The organism is Bradyrhizobium sp. SUTN9-2, from assembly GCF_003122645.1.
Lineage (GTDB): Bacteria > Pseudomonadota > Alphaproteobacteria > Rhizobiales > Xanthobacteraceae > Bradyrhizobium > Bradyrhizobium yuanmingense.
In genome coordinates this window covers 924,115-939,507 of record NZ_LAXE01000001.1, presented here as the reverse complement: position 1 = coordinate 939,507, position 15,393 = coordinate 924,115, and the positions used below count along the sequence as shown (strand labels likewise).

The following is a 15,393-nucleotide window of genomic DNA, read 5'->3' as shown; positions in this document are numbered from 1 at the left end:
CAGCCGCTCGGCTAATCCACCCTACGACAGCGGAGCTAGCTCCCGCTGAACGAATTATACCCCTGGTCTTCCCAATAGCCGCCCTTGTAATCGTTGGTGACTTCCATCGAGACCACGTATTTCGGGTTCTTGAAGCCGAGCTTGGTCGGCACGCGGATCTTCATCGGAAAGCCGTAGGCGCGCGGCAGGATCTCGTTTGCGTATTTGAACGTCATCTGGGTCTGCGGATGCAGCGCGCTGCGCATGTCGAGCGGTGAATTGTAGCCGTCCTTGTCGGCGCACTGGAACCAGACATAATTCGCGCGCGTGTCGGCGCCGATCAGCTTGAGGAAATCGCGCAAGGGCGTGCCGGTCCAGCTGCCGATCGCGCTCCAGCCCTCGACGCAGATATGGCGCGTGATCTGCGTGACCTGGGGCAGCTTGTAGAGCTCGTCCAGCGTCCAGGACTTTTTGTTGTCGACGAGGCCGCGCACCTCGAGCTTCCAATCCGCGGCCGAGATATCGGGCGCGTCGTCGAGATCGTAATAGGCGTTGAACGGGAAGGGCTTGGTGATCGCGCTTTCGGGGAAGGTCGGCGCCAGCGCGTCGGGATTGAACATCCAGGCCTGCACCGCGTCGTTGAACTTCGAGACCTTCGCCAGCATGGTCTCGGCCGAGGACGAGTCGATCACGTCGCAGCCGCTGAGCAGCGTCAGTGCGCCCAGGCTGGCGCCGCCCGCAATGAAGCGGCGGCGGGTGACGTCTGGCATCGTCTTGAGGGAATCCTTGATCAGGAGCCGCTTGTCGACGCCGGGAATCAGGAACGGGCGCTTCGCCATATTCTCCTCCTCAGCGACCGATGATCATCGCGCGCAGACTCTTCGGCACGAGCAGCGCAAGCAAGACGTGGACGACCAGAAACGCGCAGATCGCGGCCATGCAGAAGAAGTGGACATAGCGCGCGGCCGGATAATCGCCGAACAGCATCACGAGATAATAAAGCTGAACGGGCTTCCAAATCGCAAGGCCCGACAGCACGATCAGCACGCCGACCACGATGATGCCGGCATAGAGCAGCCGCTGCACGTAATTGTAGACGGTGAGATCGTCATGGCCGAGCTTGAAGGTCAGCGCCGCCCTGACGTCGTGGAGCACGCCTGATGCCGTGATCGGCAGCAGCTTCTTGCGGAAGCGGCCGGTAGCGATGCCGGTGACGAGATAGGCGAGGCCGTTGATCATCAGCAGCCACATCGCCGCAAAATGCCAGAGCAGGCCGCCGCCGAGCCAGCCGCCCAGCGTGTACTCGCGCGGAAAGCGGAAGTCGAACAGCGGCGAGGCGTTGTAGATCTGCCAGCCCGACAGGATCATCAGGATCATGGCGAGCGCGTTGATCCAATGCATGACCCGCACCCAGGCCGGCTGGATCACTTTGGACTTGGTGGCCGTGACCTGCTCGTCAGTGACTGTGAGGCTCGCCATGGCGGGTTCCATCCTGAGGTCGTGTGACAGCGATTATACGCCGGTGTTTCGGCTTTCGTTACATCCCGTTCGCCATCGAATCGATGTCGTGAGGCTATTGTGGTCACAAAAGAGCGAGCCGGGTATCCCCGGCTCGCGGTCTGAGGACGTCCTGTTCGGGGATGAAACAGGATCGCGCGGTGTTACGTCGCCGGCATCAGCACGGTATCGACCACATGGATCACGCCGTTCGACTGGTTGACGTTGGTGATCGTCACCATCGAGGTGCCGCCCTTGGCGTCGACGATCCAGACCTTGCCGTCCATTTTCTTCACCGTCAGCTCCTCGCCTTCGGCGGTCTTCAGCTTCTTGCCGTCGGTGAGGTCGGAAGCCGCGAGCTTACCGGGCACGACATGGTAGGTGAGGATCTTGGTCAGCGCTGCCTTGTTCTCGGGCTTGACCAGGTTGTCGACGGTGCCGGCCGGCAGCTTGCCGAAGGCGGCGTTGGTCGGCGCGAACACCGTGAACGGGCCCTTGCCTTCGAGCGTCGGCACCAGGCCGGCCGCCTTCACCGCCGCCACCAGCGTGGTGTGATCCTTGGAGTTGACCGCGTTCTGGACGATGTTCTTGGACGGGTACATCGCGGCGCCGCCGACCATGACGGTCTTTTCCTCGGCACTGGCGGGCGCGACGACGGTCGCGGTGAGGGCCATGGCGCTGAAGGCGGCGGCAGCGAGATAGGCAATGCGCTTCGACATGAGAGAGTCTCCCGATTGAATTGAGACCGGCGTTGGCCGGCGTTGAGTTGAGCAACAACGGCGCCTGCGACAGTTAAGGGTGATGCAGCAGTGCCGTCGTTGGACCGAACTACGGGAGGGTTTCAGGTGCGGTTTCGAGGAAAAATTCTTTGTGATGGGTGAAACTATCGGCGGGGATCTTCGTGTGCGAACGAGAGCACCCGGACAAGCGTAGCGAAGCAGTAGGGTGGGCAAAGCGAAGCGTGCCCACCAAACGCAAATGCGGAGAGAGATGGTGGGCACGGCGCTTCGCGCCTTTGCCCATCCTGCGACGGCGTACCCGTTGAGGCAGTGTCCTCGCCTCAATCCCTGTTGTTCGGCGTCTGAATGAACCCGCGATTATGCGTCGGGCTGATCAGCACTTCGTTGATGCAGACCCGCGCCGGCATGCTCGCGATGAAGGCGATGGTACGGCCGAGATCTTCGGGCTGCAGCATCTTCGCCTGCTCGGCTTCGCTCGGCACCACCGGTCGCAGCTTCAGGATCGGCGTCGCCACCTCGCCCGGCATCAGGCAGCAGGCGCGCAGGCCGTTGACGCATTCGTCCATGTTGAAGGAATGGGTCAGCGCCAGCACCGCGTGCTTGGTGGTGGTGTAGGCCGGACCCGGCATCTTCGAGACGTGACGGCCGGCCCAGGACGAGACGTTGATGATGGAACCGTCCTGCTGCTGGCGCATCGTCGGCAGCACGGCGCGCATGCAATAAAGCACGCCGTTGAGATTGACCTGGACCAGTCTGTCCCAGCCCTCCAGCTCCATGTCCTTCCAGCTGCGCTTGGGGACATTGATGCCGGCATTGTTGACGAGCAGGTCGATGCGGCCGTGCTTCGCGACGATCTGGTCGGCCGCCTTCTGGGCTGCGGCCGCGTTGGCGACGTCGAGCGCAATGGCCTCGGCCGCGCCACCTGCACTGCTGATCTTCGCCACCACGGCGTCCAGGGCTGATTGCCGCCGTCCGGACACCACCACCGTCCAGCCGTCGGCAGCTAACGCCTCGGCGCCGGCCTCCCCGATCCCGCTGCCGCCACCCGTGACCCAGGCCACGCGTTTCCCGCTTTTTGACATGCAAACTGTCTCCGTTGCTTGATCGGGGCGGTTTTTGCTAATCCAGCCCGCGGTTTTGACCGGCCTGTGCCGGCGAGGAATGTTGCATGAACCAAGCTGCCAACGCCAATTTGTTTTCCCGCCTGTTCGAGGGCCTCGCCGATCCGAAGCGGCTCGCGATCGAGACGCATGACGGCGCCCATATCAGCTATGGCGATCTGATCGCGCGCGCGGGCCAGATGGCGAACGTGCTGGTCGCGCGCGGCGTGAAGCCGGGCGACCGCGTCGCGGTACAGGTGGAGAAGTCGGTCGCCAATATCGTGCTGTATCTCGGCACGGTGCGCGCCGGCGCGGTCTATCTGCCGCTGAACACGGCCTATACGCTGAACGAGCTCGACTACTTCATCGGCGATGCCGAGCCGTCGCTGGTGGTCTGCGATCCCGCCAAGGCGGAGGGGCTCGCGCCGATCGCAGGCAAGGTGAGGGCGAAGGTCGAGACGCTCGGGGCTGACGGCAAGGGCTCGCTGACGGAGGCCGCCGACAAAGCGAGCCGCGAATTCACGACGGTGCCGCGTGAAAGCGACGATCTTGCCGCGATCCTCTACACCTCGGGTACCACCGGCCGCTCCAAGGGCGCGATGCTGACGCATGACAATCTCGCGTCGAACTCGCTCTCGCTCGTCGACTATTGGCGCTTCACCGACAAGGACGTCCTGATCCACGCGCTGCCGATCTACCACACCCACGGCCTGTTCGTGGCGACCAACGTGACGCTGTTCGCCCGGGCGTCGATGATCTTCCTGCCGAAGCTCGATCCGGACCTGATCATCAAGCTGATGGCGCGCGCCACGGTGTTGATGGGCGTGCCGACCTTCTACACCCGCCTGCTGCAGAACCCTGCGCTGTCGCATGAGACGACGAAGCACATGCGGCTGTTCATCTCGGGCTCGGCGCCGCTGCTCGCCGACACCCATCGCGAATGGTCGGCGCGCACGGGACATGCCGTGCTCGAGCGCTACGGCATGACCGAGACCAACATGAACACGTCGAACCCGTATGACGGCGAGCGCGTGCCCGGCGCAGTCGGCTTTCCGCTGCCGGGCGTCTCCGTGCGCGTGACCGATCCCGAGACAGCGAAAGAGCTGCCGCGCGACGAAATCGGCATGATCGAGGTGAAGGGGCCGAACGTCTTCAAGGGCTATTGGCGCATGCCGGAGAAGACCAAGGCCGAATTCCGGCCCGACGGCTTCTTCATCACCGGCGATCTCGGCAAGATCGACGCCAAGGGTTACGTGCACATCCTCGGACGCGGCAAGGATCTCGTGATCTCCGGCGGCTTCAACGTCTACCCGAAGGAGATCGAGAGCGAGATCGATGCCATGCCTGGCGTGGTGGAGTCGGCCGTGATCGGCGTGCCGCACGCCGATTTCGGCGAGGGCGTCACCGCGGTGCTGGTGCGCCAGCCCGGCGCGAGCATCGATGAAGCGGCCGTGCTGAAGGGCCTCGACGGGCGCCTCGCGAAATTCAAGATGCCGAAGCGGGTCTTCGTGGTCGACGAGCTACCGCGCAATACGATGGGCAAGGTGCAGAAGAACGTGCTGCGCGAAACGTACAAGGATATTTACGCGAAGAAGTGAGAGAGCTCCGCTCTGTCGGCGTCATTGCGAGGAGCTCTTGCGACGAAGCAAGCCGGCGGCCGAGACCAACAGATAGCACCTGACACGTCGCACGGTCGGGCTGGGGTGGAATGCAGGGTGCGCATATCCGCCCGGAGCGCGGGAACCGGTGCGCGTGCCGGGAGTCGCGGTGGGTCGCAGCCGGGACGGTTTACCCTCGGCATCGTCCCCTCGCACGTTGCGGCCGCACGGGCTCAAGGCGGCTTAGAGGCGTTCCAATAGCGATTTCAATGCGCCGTACGCTCGCGCCAAAGAGATGAATTTGGATTCCTATGTTCGTTGGCGGACCGATAGGCTGGTATACCAAGACCCTGATTGGCCTTGGTTCATCAAGGCCATAGAGCTGAACCACAGTTCGGTTTATGGCGATTTGGTGATTGCGCAGGCCAGATCGACTCCGTAAATAGAGCCCACCTTTCGCGATCCCCGCGCGCCCCATGCTGGGCCGCAACAAACATCAAAAGCCGCCCATGACCGCACGGATCGAACGACCGCTTTCGCCGCACATCCAAACCTATCGCTGGACGCTGACGATGGCTCTATCCATCGTGCACCGCGCCACCGGTATCGCCCTTTACGTCGGAACCCTGCTGCTGGTCTGGTGGCTGGTTGCGGCGGCCTCCGGCCCGGCCGCCTATGCCCATGTCCAGGCTTTCTCCAGCAGCATCATCGGCCGGCTGATTGTGTTCGGCTACACCTGGGCCCTGATGCACCACATGCTCAGCGGCATCCGGCATTTCGTCTGGGATCTCGGCTACGGCTTCAAGGCCAACGAGCGCGAAGCGCTGACCTGGGGCGCCCTGGTCGGCGGCATCGCACTGACGGTGCTGATCTGGATCATCGCCTATGCAAACGGAGGCGGCCGATGAGCTTTGACGAATCCCACGGCTCTCCGAAGCGTCCCTCGATGCGCACCCCGCTCGGCCGCGTCCGCAATCTCGGCGCCGCGCATTCCGGCACGTCCGATTTCTGGCGCCAGCGCATCACCGGCGTCGCCATGACGCTGCTGATGATCCCGGCGCTGGTCATTATCATGATGCTGCTCGGCCGCAACCAGGTCTACGCGGCGCAGACCCTGAGCTCCATTCCCGTTGCGGTGATCCTGCTCCTCTTCATCTTCGCCAGCGCCTGGCACATGAAGATCGGCATGCAGGTGGTGATCGAGGACTACGTCCATAACGAGAAGCTCAAGCTCACCGCGATCATGCTCAACAATTTCTTCTCGGTCGCCGTGGCGCTCGCCTCGACCTACGCGATCCTGAAGCTTTCTTCCGGAGTGTAACCCATGGCCGCTGAGACCAATGGCAAGGGCAACGGCGCTCCCGCCACCAACGGAAAAGCCTATCCGATCGAAGACCACACCTATGACGTCGTCGTGGTCGGCGCCGGCGGTGCCGGCCTGCGCGCCGTCGTCGGCTGCAGCGAAGCCGGCCTCCGCACCGCCTGCATCACCAAGGTGTTTCCGACCCGTTCGCACACGGTCGCGGCGCAGGGCGGCATCTCCGCTTCGCTCGGCAACATGCACAAGGACGACTGGCGCTGGCACATGTACGACACCGTGAAGGGGTCGGACTGGCTCGGGGACCAGGACGCGATCGAATACATGGTGCGCAACGCGCCCGACGCGGTCTACGAGCTCGAGCATTGGGGCGTGCCGTTCTCGCGCACCGAGGACGGCAAGATCTACCAGCGTCCGTTCGGCGGCATGACCACCGAGTTCGGCAAGGCCCAGGCGCAGCGCACCTGCGCCGCCGCCGACCGCACCGGCCACGCCATGCTGCACACGATGTACGGCCAGTCGCTGCGCCACGCGGCCGAGTTCTTCATCGAGTTCTTCGCCATCGACCTGATCATGGACGACCAGGGCACCTGCCGCGGCGTCATCGCGCTCAAGCTCGACGACGGCACGCTGCACCGTTTCCGCGCCCAGACCACGATCCTGGCGACCGGCGGCTATGGCCGCGCCTATGCCTCCTGCACCTCGGCGCACACCTGCACCGGCGATGGCGGCGGCATGGTGCTGCGCGCCGGCCTGCCGATGCAGGACATGGAGTTCGTGCAGTTCCATCCGACCGGCATCTACGGCTCGGGCTGTCTCGTCACCGAGGGTGCGCGCGGCGAAGGCGGCTATCTCGTCAACGCCGAAGGCGAGCGGTTCATGGAGCGCTATGCGCCGTCGGCCAAGGACCTCGCCTCGCGCGACGTGGTCTCGCGCGCGATGACCATCGAGATCCGCGAGGGACGCGGCGTCGGCAAGAAGAAGGACCACATCTTCCTGCATCTCGACCATCTCGATCCCGCCGTGCTCGCCGAACGCCTGCCGGGCATCTCGGAATCGGCCAAGATCTTCGCCAATGTCGACGTGACGCGCGAGCCGATCCCGATCGTGCCGACCGTGCATTACAACATGGGCGGCATCCCCACGAATTATCACGGCGAGGTGCTGACCAAGAAGGACGGCGACGACAACGCGGTGATCCCCGGCCTGATGGCGATCGGCGAAGCGGCCTGCGTCTCCGTGCACGGCGCCAACCGCCTCGGCTCCAACTCGCTGATCGACCTCGTCGTGTTCGGCCGCGCCGCCGCCTTGCGCCTGGCCGAAAAGCTCACACCCAACGCCAAGCAGCCCGAGCTGCCGACGAACTCGGCCGAGATGGCGCTCGGTCGCCTCGACCATTACCGCTACGCCTCAGGCGGCACGCCGACCGCGAAGCTGCGCGAAGGCATGCAGCACGTGATGCAGAACAATTGCGCCGTGTTCCGCACCGGCGAAGTGCTGAGCGAAGGCCAGAACCTGATCGCGAAGGTCCACAGCGGCATCACCGACATCGCCGTCTCCGACCGCTCGCTGGTCTGGAATTCGGACCTCGTCGAGACGCTGGAGTTCGACAATCTGATCTCGCAGGCGGTGGTGACGATGAACTCGGCCGCCAACCGCACCGAGAGCCGCGGCGCCCATGCCCGCGAGGACTTCTCCGAGCGCGACGACAAGAACTGGATGAAGCACACGCTGGCCTGGCTGGACGATGCCGGCAAGGTCAGGATCGAGTATCGCCCGGTTCACAACTACACCATGACCAACGACGTGCAGTACATCCCGCCCAAAGCTCGCGTTTACTAAACGTCGCGCGTGTATTGATCGAACAGCGAAGGCCTTAATCGAATGGTTGAATTCGCACTTCCGAAGAACTCCAAGATCACTGGCGGCAAGACCTGGCCGAAGCCCCCGGGCGCGACCGAGCTCCGCGAGTTCAAGGTCTATCGCTGGAATCCGGACGACGGCAAGAATCCAAGCGTCGATACCTATTACATCGACACCAATGATTGCGGCCCGATGGTGCTGGACGGCCTGATCTGGATCAAGAACCACATCGACCCGTCGCTGACCTTCCGCCGCTCCTGCCGTGAAGGCGTCTGCGGCTCCTGCGCGATGAACATCGACGGCCAGAACACGCTGGCCTGCACCAAGTCCATGCACGACGTGAAGGACGGCGCGGTGAAGATCAACCCGCTGCCGCATCAGCCGGTGGTGAAGGACCTCGTCCCCGACCTCACCAATTTCTACGCGCAATACGCCTCGGTCGAGCCCTGGCTGAAGACGACCTCGCCGACGCCGCAGAAGGAATGGCGCCAGAGCCACGAGGACCGCGAGAAGCTCGACGGCCTCTACGAGTGCATCCTCTGCGCCTGCTGCTCGACCTCCTGCCCGAGCTATTGGTGGAACAGCGAGCGCTATCTCGGCCCCGCCGCGCTGCTCCAGGCCAACCGCTGGGTCTCGGATTCGCGCGACGAGGCCACCGGCGAGCGGCTCGACAATCTCGAGGACCCGTTCCGGCTCTATCGCTGCCACACCATCATGAACTGCGCCAAGGCCTGCCCGAAGGGCCTCAACCCGGCCGAAGCCATCGCCGAGCTCAAGCTCAAGATGGTCGAACGCCAGATCTGAGGCGAAGTCCCCCCTGCCGCTCCGGCTAAACCGGCCGGGGTGTTCTGCATTTGCCGTTAATTCGAGCAGAATTTTTCTCTGACCCGCTCGACGCGCAAATTTCCGGCTCGCAACCAACGGTTCCAGCACAAGCTGCTTCCTTCCTTGCGCGGGATTCAGTTAAGCTCCCGTCAGGGACGGAGCGACTGTGCAGAGGGCGCAACGCAACTCGCTGAGGCTGTTGCAGTGGATGATGGCGGCATCCCTGGCGCTGCCGATTGGGCTGTTCGTCGTCGCCGCCGCGATCTCCTACACATCGACCAACGATACCGCCGACCGCGAGATCGAGCGCACGGTCGATGTCGCCCATGAGCACGCGCTCAAGGTCTTCGAGACCATCGACCGCAGCCTCGCCGAGCTCAACGAGGTCGTGCGCGGTCTGCCCGACGGCATCATCCGCGAGCGCGAGCCGACGCTGCATCGCCGGCTGAAGCGGCTGACCGATTCGCTGCCGCAGCTCAAATCGGCCTGGATCTTCGACGCGAACGGAAAGGCGCTGGTCAACAGCCTCGTCTCGCCGCCGCCGGACCTGAGCTTTGCCGACCGCGATTACTTCTATTCCCATGTCGACCAGAGCATCGGCACGTTCATCGGCACGGCGCTGACGCCACGACCGCCCTATCAGGGCGCCCGATTCTTCGGCGTCAGCCGCCGCCGCGAGTCCGACGACGGTCGCTTCATCGGCGTGATCCAGGCCTCCGTGTTGCCGGAATATTTCGAAAGCTTCTATGCCAGGATCGGCACCGATCCCGGCAACTTCTTCGCGATGGGGCGCACCGACGGCGCAATGCTCGCGCATTTTCCCCGGCTCGACCACGAGCTTCGGCTCGATCCGACCGGACCGGTGGGCCAGAAGATCGCGACCCAGCCCGTGCACGGCCTCATCACGGTCGCTTGGCCCTCGGACGGTATCGAGCGGCGCATCGCCTACCGGCGCGTCGCCGAATATCCGATCTATGTCAGCGCCGGATTGGAGACCTCTGCGATCCGCGCACGCTGGCTCGCCACCATCGGCCAGCATCTGGTGTTCGGCATTCCCGCCACCGCGCTGCTGTTCCTGCTGCTGGTGCTCGCTCTGCGGCGTACCCAGCACCTTCAGGCCGAAGCTGCAAGGCGGCGCGAGGCCGAGGAGGCGCTCAAGCACAGCCAGCGCCTGGAAGCGCTCGGCCAGCTCACCGGCGGCGTCGCGCACGACTTCAACAACCTCCTGACGGTGATCCGTGCTTCGGTCGATCTCTTGAACCGTCCGCAGCTGACGGAGGAGCGGCGACAACGCTACATCACGGCCATTGCCGATTCGGTGGCGCGTGCGGCCAAGCTGACTTCGCAATTGCTCGCCTTTGCGCGGCGCCAGACCCTCAAGCCGGAGGTGTTCGACGTCGGCGCACGGGTGCAGTCGCTGCACGACATGCTCGCCACGCTACTGGGCCCCGCGATCGAGATCGTCATGCAACTGCCGGCGGAACCGTGCCTCGTCAATGCCGATGCCAGCCAGTTCGAGACGGCCCTGATCAACATGGCGACCAATGCGCGCGATGCCATGCAGGGCCAAGGGCGAATCGTTTTCAGGGTCGAGGCCACGACGACCGTTCCGGACGCGCTGGTGCAACTTTCCGCCAGCCCAGACCACGGCTTCGTCCGCGTCACCGTCAGCGACACCGGCGTCGGCATTCCCGCCGCGCGGCTCGGCCGCATCTTCGAGCCGTTCTTCACCACCAAGCAGGTCGGCCGCGGCACCGGCCTCGGTCTGTCCCAGGTGTTCGGCTTCGCCCGACAATCCGGCGGCGAGGTGACCGTGACGAGCGAGGTGGGGCACGGCAGCACCTTCTCGCTCTATCTGCCGCGCGTGCCGCCGGGCCTGCTGCCGCAACGCCAAGCGCCCAACACGGCGCCGGCGGTGGCCGGCAGCGGCATGTCGGTGCTGGTGGTCGAGGACAATATCGAGCTGGCCAACTTCGCCGCCGACGGGCTCACCGAGCTCGGCTACAGCATCACGTTGGTCGACAACGCGGCCGACGCGCTCGCCGAGCTCGTCGTGGACACCGACCGCTTCGATGTCGTGTTCTCGGACGTGGTGATGCCCGGCATGACCGGGCTCGATCTGGCGCAGGCGATCCGCGAGCGCAGCCTCGGCGTGCCGGTCGTGCTGACCACCGGCTACAGCCAGGCCCTGTCGCAGGAGGGTACAGGCGGCTGCGACCTCGTGCAAAAGCCTTATACGATCGAGGAATTGTCGCGCGTTCTGCATCGGGCGGCGCGGATCCGGCGCGTCAGGAACGGCGCCGCCGAATAGGGGCACGCGGAACTCTCGTGGGAACCGGCCGAGTTCCCTTGGCGTTGTCCGCTCATGTACAAGCCGGCCGCGACGCGTGAAAAGGGCAAGAAGCCGCCCATCATCGACATCCAGGGCGAGAACGGCGACGAAGTGACACCGCCGCCGCCCGAACTGGTCGAACCCGACCCCCAATTGTCACCCGAGGCAGCCGAGCAGGTCCGCAAGGATTATCTGCTGACACGGTTCTGGATCAGCGCCCGCGGCTTCTGGGGCCGCAACGGCGACCGCCTCGCCTGGCCGTTCTCGGTTGGTCTCGGCCTGCTGATCGTGCTGACCGTCGGCTTCCAATACGGCATCAATGTCTGGAATCGCGCGATCTTCGACGCCATCGAGAAGCGCGATGCGGCGAGCGTCTTCCATCTCACCGCAATGTTCTTCCCGCTCGCGATCGGCAGCATCGTGCTCGCAGTTGTGCAGGTGTTCGCGCGCATGGGCATCCAGCGACGCTGGCGCGCCTGGCTGACGGCGAGCGTGCTGACACGGTGGCTCAAGAACGGGCGCTACTATCAGCTCAACCTTGTCGGCGGCGACCACAAGAATCCCGAATACCGGATCGCGGAGGATTTGCGGATTGCGACCGACTCCCCCGTCGACTTCCTCGCCGGCGTGACTTCGGCGCTGCTGTCGGCCGCGACCTTCATCGTCGTGCTCTGGACCATCGGCGGGGCACTTACCGTCACGCTCGGCGGTTCGTCGGTGACCATTCCCGGCTTCCTCGTGATCGCCGCGATGCTGTACGCCGCGATCGCATCCGGATCGATCGTGGTGATCGGCCGGCGCTTCGTGCAGGTCTCCGAGGGCAAGAACCAGGCCGAAGCCGAGTTCCGCTACACCCTGACGCGCGTGCGCGAGAACGGCGAGAGCATCGCCCTGCTCGGCGGCGAGGAGGAGGAGCGCGACGGCATCGATCGCAATTTCACGAGCGTGCTGCGGCAATGGGCGCGCCTTGCCGGCCAGCACATGCGCACCACGCTGGTGTCGCAAGGATCGAGCCTCGTTGCGCCGGTCGTGCCGCTTCTGCTCTGCGCGCCAAAATTCCTCGACGGCAGCATGACGCTGGGCCAGGTGATGCAGGCCGCGTCCGCCTTCACCATCGTGCAGAGCGCGTTCGGCTGGCTGGTCGACAATTATCCGCGGCTCGCCGACTGGAACGCCTGTGCACGCCGCATCGCCTCGCTGATGATGTCGCTCGACGGCCTCGAGCGCGCCGAGCAGGGCGACGGCCTCGGCCGCATCAAGCGCGGCGAAACCAGCAACGAGGCCATGCTGGAGCTGAAGGATCTCTCGGTCACGCTCGACGACGGCACGGCCGTGGTCGGCGAGACCGAGGTGGTGATCGAGCCCGGCGAGCGGCTGCTGGTCGCCGGCGAATCCGGCACCGGCAAGAGCACGCTGGTGCGCGCCATCGCCGGGCTGTGGCCGTGGGGCGGCGGCAGCGTGAATTTCCATGCCGATCGCCGGCTGTTCATGCTGCCGCAGCGGCCCTATGTGCCCTCCGGCTCCTTGCGGCGGGCGGTCGCCTATCCCGGCGCGGCCGACCACTGGACTTTGGACGAGATCGGCGCAGCCCTGCACAAGGTCGGCCTCGATCATCTCAAGGAGAAGATCGAGGAGGAGGCACCGTGGGACCAGACCTTGTCGGGCGGCGAGAAGCAGCGCCTCGCCTTTGCGCGGCTGCTCCTGCACAACCCCGACATCGTCGTGCTCGATGAGGCGACCTCGGCGCTCGATGAGAAGAGCCAGGACAAGATGATGCAGATGATCACCGAGGCGCTGCCGAAGGCGACCATCGTCAGCGTCGCGCATCGCGCCGAGCTGGAGGCTTTCCACAGCCGCAAGATCGTGCTGGAGCGGCGCAAGGGCGGCGCCAAGCTCGTCAGCGATATCGACCTGATTCCGCGCAAGGGCCGGCGCCGGCTGCTGGGGCGGTTCTTGCGGCAGCGCAAGAAGGCGGCGTGAGGTTCGCGGCGTGTAGCCCGGATGGAGCGCAGCACAATCCGGAAAGATCTATCCGTCAGCAAGAATCCCGGATTTCGCTGCGCTCCATCCGGGCTACGGACCTGAAGTTGGAGTCCTCGTCAAAACCGGTTATGCATGCGCCGCCTGCAACGAGGATCTGCTGCTTGACGTCCGACAATGCCCCTTCGTCCGCGCCGTTCGGTGCGTTTGCGCCCAATGCGGCACAGGCCGCGATCATCCGCCTCGCTCAACGATCGGGGCTGAAGCGCGGCGCGTTCCGGCCGTGGATGTCGCGGCTGGTCAACCTGCTGCGCAGCGGCCCGGTCGACGTCCAATATCAGGGCGCCTCGTTCCGCTTCCATCACCAGGGCAGCGCGACCGAGCGCGGCGCGCTGTTCAATCCCGACTACAATCTCGACGAGCTCGACTTCCTGCGCCAGCACACCCCTGCGGGCGGCACGTTCGTCGATGTCGGCGCCAATGTCGGCACCTTTGCGCTGGTGATGGCGCGGCAGGTCGGGCCATCCGGACAAGTGGTGGCGATCGAGCCGCATCCGCTGACCTTCGGACGGCTCTCGTTCAACCACGCCGCATCGAAGACGCCGCAGGTGCGCCTGGTGCAGGCCGCCGCCGGCGACAGCGACGGCGAGCTGATGATCGAGAGCGGCGGCGGCAATCTCGGCGCCACCCACGTCGTCACCGGCACGGCCAGTGCCGAGGCCATCAAGGTGCCGTCGCTGCGCCTGGTGCGCATTCTGGAGGAGGCCGGCGTCGGCCAAGTCGATTCGCTGAAGATCGACGTCGAGGGCTTTGAGGACCGCGTGCTGATCGGCTTCTTCCGCGACGCGCCGCAATCGCTCTGGCCACGTGCGGTGGTGATCGAGCATCTGTCACAAAACGAATGGCAGCAGGATTGTATTGCCGACATGGTCGGGCGCGGCTTTACGATCGCACGCAAGACACGAAGCAATACGTTTTTGTCCCGCTGACGGGTACGAACAAGGGAGGTTGCGATGATCGATCATCTGGGATTCTCCGTCTCCGACTATGAGCGCGCCAAGGCGTTCTATGCGAAGGCACTGGCGCCGCTCGGCTACAGCCTGATCATGGAGGTCACTGCCGAGCAGACCGGACACGCTGCGGCTGCAGGCTTCGGTGCCGACGGCAAGCCCGATTTCTGGATCGGGGGCGAAGGCGCGATGAACAAGCCGGTGCATGTCGCCATCCGCGCCAATGACCGCGCCACCGTCGATGCGTTCTACAAGACGGCGATGGCGGCCGGCGGCCGCGACAACGGCCCGCCCGGCATCCGCCCGCATTATCACGCGAACTATTACGGCGCCTTCGTGCTCGACCCCGACGGCCACAACATCGAAGCGGTCTGCCACACGCCGGAATAATCCGGTCTCCGAAGCGATGTGACGCGGAACATCGGTGCTGCACCTTCGTTGTTGTTCTCTGACAACGATCCCGATGATGCCGATGCCGATTGAACCGCCCGAGATTCCGCCGTCGACGCCCGGTACGCCGACTGAGCCGCCGCCCGGAATCCCGCCCGGCAATCCGCAGCCCGAAATCACGCCGCCGGTGCGCGAGCCCGGCTCGCCGCCGCGGCCCGACGAATTGCCGGGCCGCATGCCTGAGGAGATCCCATCGCGCGGACCGAACGGGCCGCTCACGCCCAATCCTGCGACGGATGCGATTCCGCCGCGCGATCACGCGTGAAGCAGCGAAGCAATGTCAGGCGATTGCCACCAGCGTCTGAATGCGCAATGAACGTTGCCATAGTGAGATGATTTGCGTGCAGAAATAAATCGGGTCGCAGTTGCATCGCCCGCCACAATGCGGCCTAACGCTTAGCCGTTCATCCCGACACTTCGACAAAGAACCTTCCGGGGAAGTTCACCACATGACCAACCTTCGTTTCGTGCTGCTTGCGACGACGGCTCTGACCGCGATGCAATTGGCCAACACCGCATCGCATGCGCAAGACGCTGCGCCGTTCGTCGTCGCTCAGGCCCAGCCGCAGGACGCGGGCCCTGACGGAAGACCGAAGCAGCCGCCGAAGGGACCGCCAGGCGCGGCGCCGCCTGCAGCACCCGCACGCCCCGCGGCTCCGCCGCCGGCGGCTGCACCGCCCCAGCCGCCTGCAGCTCCTCCG

14 protein-coding genes and 1 pseudogene are annotated in these 15,393 nt (G+C 64.9%); 11 read left to right on the top strand and 4 right to left on the bottom strand.

Annotation, left to right across the window (positions count from 1 at the left end; genetic code table 11):
• Positions 1-35: 35 nt before the first annotated feature.
• The 4 genes from XF30_RS04435 to XF30_RS04420 all read right to left on the bottom strand — a co-directional run bounded on the left by XF30_RS04435 (position 36) and on the right by XF30_RS04420 (position 3,298).
• On the bottom strand, positions 36-818 hold the full coding sequence (locus XF30_RS04435; protein WP_109142025.1) for a molybdopterin-binding protein: 783 nt from the start codon (positions 816-818) through the stop codon (positions 36-38).
• A gap of 10 nt (positions 819-828) precedes the next feature.
• Positions 829-1,458: a cytochrome b/b6 domain-containing protein gene (locus XF30_RS04430; RefSeq protein ID WP_036002769.1), complete on the bottom strand. Its 630-nt coding sequence runs from the start codon at positions 1,456-1,458 to the stop codon at positions 829-831.
• Between the two features lie 182 nt (positions 1,459-1,640).
• A complete protein-coding gene (locus XF30_RS04425) occupies positions 1,641-2,195 on the bottom strand; it encodes a fasciclin domain-containing protein (protein WP_109142024.1) in 555 nt (184 codons plus the stop codon).
• Between the two features lie 341 nt (positions 2,196-2,536).
• Positions 2,537-3,298 carry an SDR family oxidoreductase gene (locus tag XF30_RS04420; RefSeq protein ID WP_109142023.1) on the bottom strand — a complete coding sequence of 254 codons (762 nt, stop codon included), beginning with the start codon at positions 3,296-3,298 and terminating at the stop codon, positions 2,537-2,539.
• Between the two features lie 86 nt (positions 3,299-3,384).
• On the opposite strand from XF30_RS04420, the gene XF30_RS04415 reads away from it, so the two are divergent.
• The 11 genes and pseudogenes from XF30_RS04415 to XF30_RS38840 all read left to right on the top strand — a co-directional run.
• Positions 3,385-4,914, top strand: coding sequence for a malonate--CoA ligase (locus XF30_RS04415; RefSeq protein ID WP_109142022.1), 1,530 nt, complete (start codon positions 3,385-3,387; stop codon positions 4,912-4,914).
• Between the two features lie 509 nt (positions 4,915-5,423).
• Positions 5,424-5,822, top strand: coding sequence for a succinate dehydrogenase, cytochrome b556 subunit (gene sdhC / locus XF30_RS04410; protein ID WP_036024159.1), 399 nt, complete (start codon positions 5,424-5,426; stop codon positions 5,820-5,822).
• Complete coding sequence (gene sdhD, locus XF30_RS04405) at positions 5,819-6,235, top strand: succinate dehydrogenase, hydrophobic membrane anchor protein (RefSeq protein WP_036002745.1); 417 nt, start codon at positions 5,819-5,821, stop codon at positions 6,233-6,235. Before sdhC ends, sdhD begins: the two co-directional genes overlap by 4 nt.
• A gap of 3 nt (positions 6,236-6,238) precedes the next feature.
• The gene (gene sdhA / locus XF30_RS04400; protein ID WP_036002747.1) at positions 6,239-8,074 is read left to right on the top strand and encodes a succinate dehydrogenase flavoprotein subunit; all 1,836 of its coding nucleotides are present in this window, start codon (positions 6,239-6,241) and stop codon (positions 8,072-8,074) included.
• A gap of 42 nt (positions 8,075-8,116) precedes the next feature.
• Positions 8,117-8,899, top strand: a complete 783-nt coding sequence (locus tag XF30_RS04395; RefSeq protein WP_036002750.1) for a succinate dehydrogenase iron-sulfur subunit — start codon at positions 8,117-8,119, stop codon at positions 8,897-8,899.
• A gap of 187 nt (positions 8,900-9,086) precedes the next feature.
• Positions 9,087-11,231, top strand: a complete 2,145-nt coding sequence (locus XF30_RS04390) for a hybrid sensor histidine kinase/response regulator family protein (RefSeq protein ID WP_109142021.1) — start codon at positions 9,087-9,089, stop codon at positions 11,229-11,231.
• Between the two features lie 54 nt (positions 11,232-11,285).
• A complete protein-coding gene (locus tag XF30_RS04385; RefSeq protein WP_036002757.1) occupies positions 11,286-13,232 on the top strand; it encodes an ABC transporter ATP-binding protein/permease in 1,947 nt (648 codons plus the stop codon).
• 164 nt (positions 13,233-13,396) lie between these two features.
• A complete protein-coding gene (locus XF30_RS04380; protein ID WP_192893028.1) occupies positions 13,397-14,221 on the top strand; it encodes an FkbM family methyltransferase in 825 nt (274 codons plus the stop codon).
• A gap of 24 nt (positions 14,222-14,245) precedes the next feature.
• The gene (locus XF30_RS04375; protein WP_036002763.1) at positions 14,246-14,632 is read left to right on the top strand and encodes a VOC family protein; all 387 of its coding nucleotides are present in this window, start codon (positions 14,246-14,248) and stop codon (positions 14,630-14,632) included.
• Positions 14,633-14,714: 82 nt separating this feature from the next.
• On the top strand, positions 14,715-14,957 hold the full coding sequence (locus tag XF30_RS04370; protein WP_036002774.1) for a hypothetical protein: 243 nt from the start codon (positions 14,715-14,717) through the stop codon (positions 14,955-14,957).
• Between the two features lie 184 nt (positions 14,958-15,141).
• Positions 15,142-15,393: pseudogene (locus XF30_RS38840) on the top strand (OmpA family protein); the annotation flags it as partial.

Coding starts and splice junctions, on each gene's coding strand:
- XF30_RS04375 (WP_036002763.1), top strand. CDS start 14,246: ATGATCGATCATCTGGGATTCTCCGTCTCCGACTATGAGCGCGCCAAG.
- sdhD (WP_036002745.1), top strand. CDS start 5,819: ATGAGCTTTGACGAATCCCACGGCTCTCCGAAGCGTCCCTCGATGCGC.
- XF30_RS04435 (WP_109142025.1), bottom strand. CDS start 818: ATGGCGAAGCGCCCGTTCCTGATTCCCGGCGTCGACAAGCGGCTCCTG.
- XF30_RS04430 (WP_036002769.1), bottom strand. CDS start 1,458: ATGGCGAGCCTCACAGTCACTGACGAGCAGGTCACGGCCACCAAGTCC.
- XF30_RS04370 (WP_036002774.1), top strand. CDS start 14,715: ATGCCGATTGAACCGCCCGAGATTCCGCCGTCGACGCCCGGTACGCCG.
- XF30_RS04415 (WP_109142022.1), top strand. CDS start 3,385: ATGAACCAAGCTGCCAACGCCAATTTGTTTTCCCGCCTGTTCGAGGGC.
- XF30_RS04425 (WP_109142024.1), bottom strand. CDS start 2,195: ATGTCGAAGCGCATTGCCTATCTCGCTGCCGCCGCCTTCAGCGCCATG.
- sdhC (WP_036024159.1), top strand. CDS start 5,424: ATGACCGCACGGATCGAACGACCGCTTTCGCCGCACATCCAAACCTAT.
- XF30_RS04395 (WP_036002750.1), top strand. CDS start 8,117: ATGGTTGAATTCGCACTTCCGAAGAACTCCAAGATCACTGGCGGCAAG.
- sdhA (WP_036002747.1), top strand. CDS start 6,239: ATGGCCGCTGAGACCAATGGCAAGGGCAACGGCGCTCCCGCCACCAAC.
- XF30_RS04420 (WP_109142023.1), bottom strand. CDS start 3,298: ATGTCAAAAAGCGGGAAACGCGTGGCCTGGGTCACGGGTGGCGGCAGC.
- XF30_RS04385 (WP_036002757.1), top strand. CDS start 11,286: ATGTACAAGCCGGCCGCGACGCGTGAAAAGGGCAAGAAGCCGCCCATC.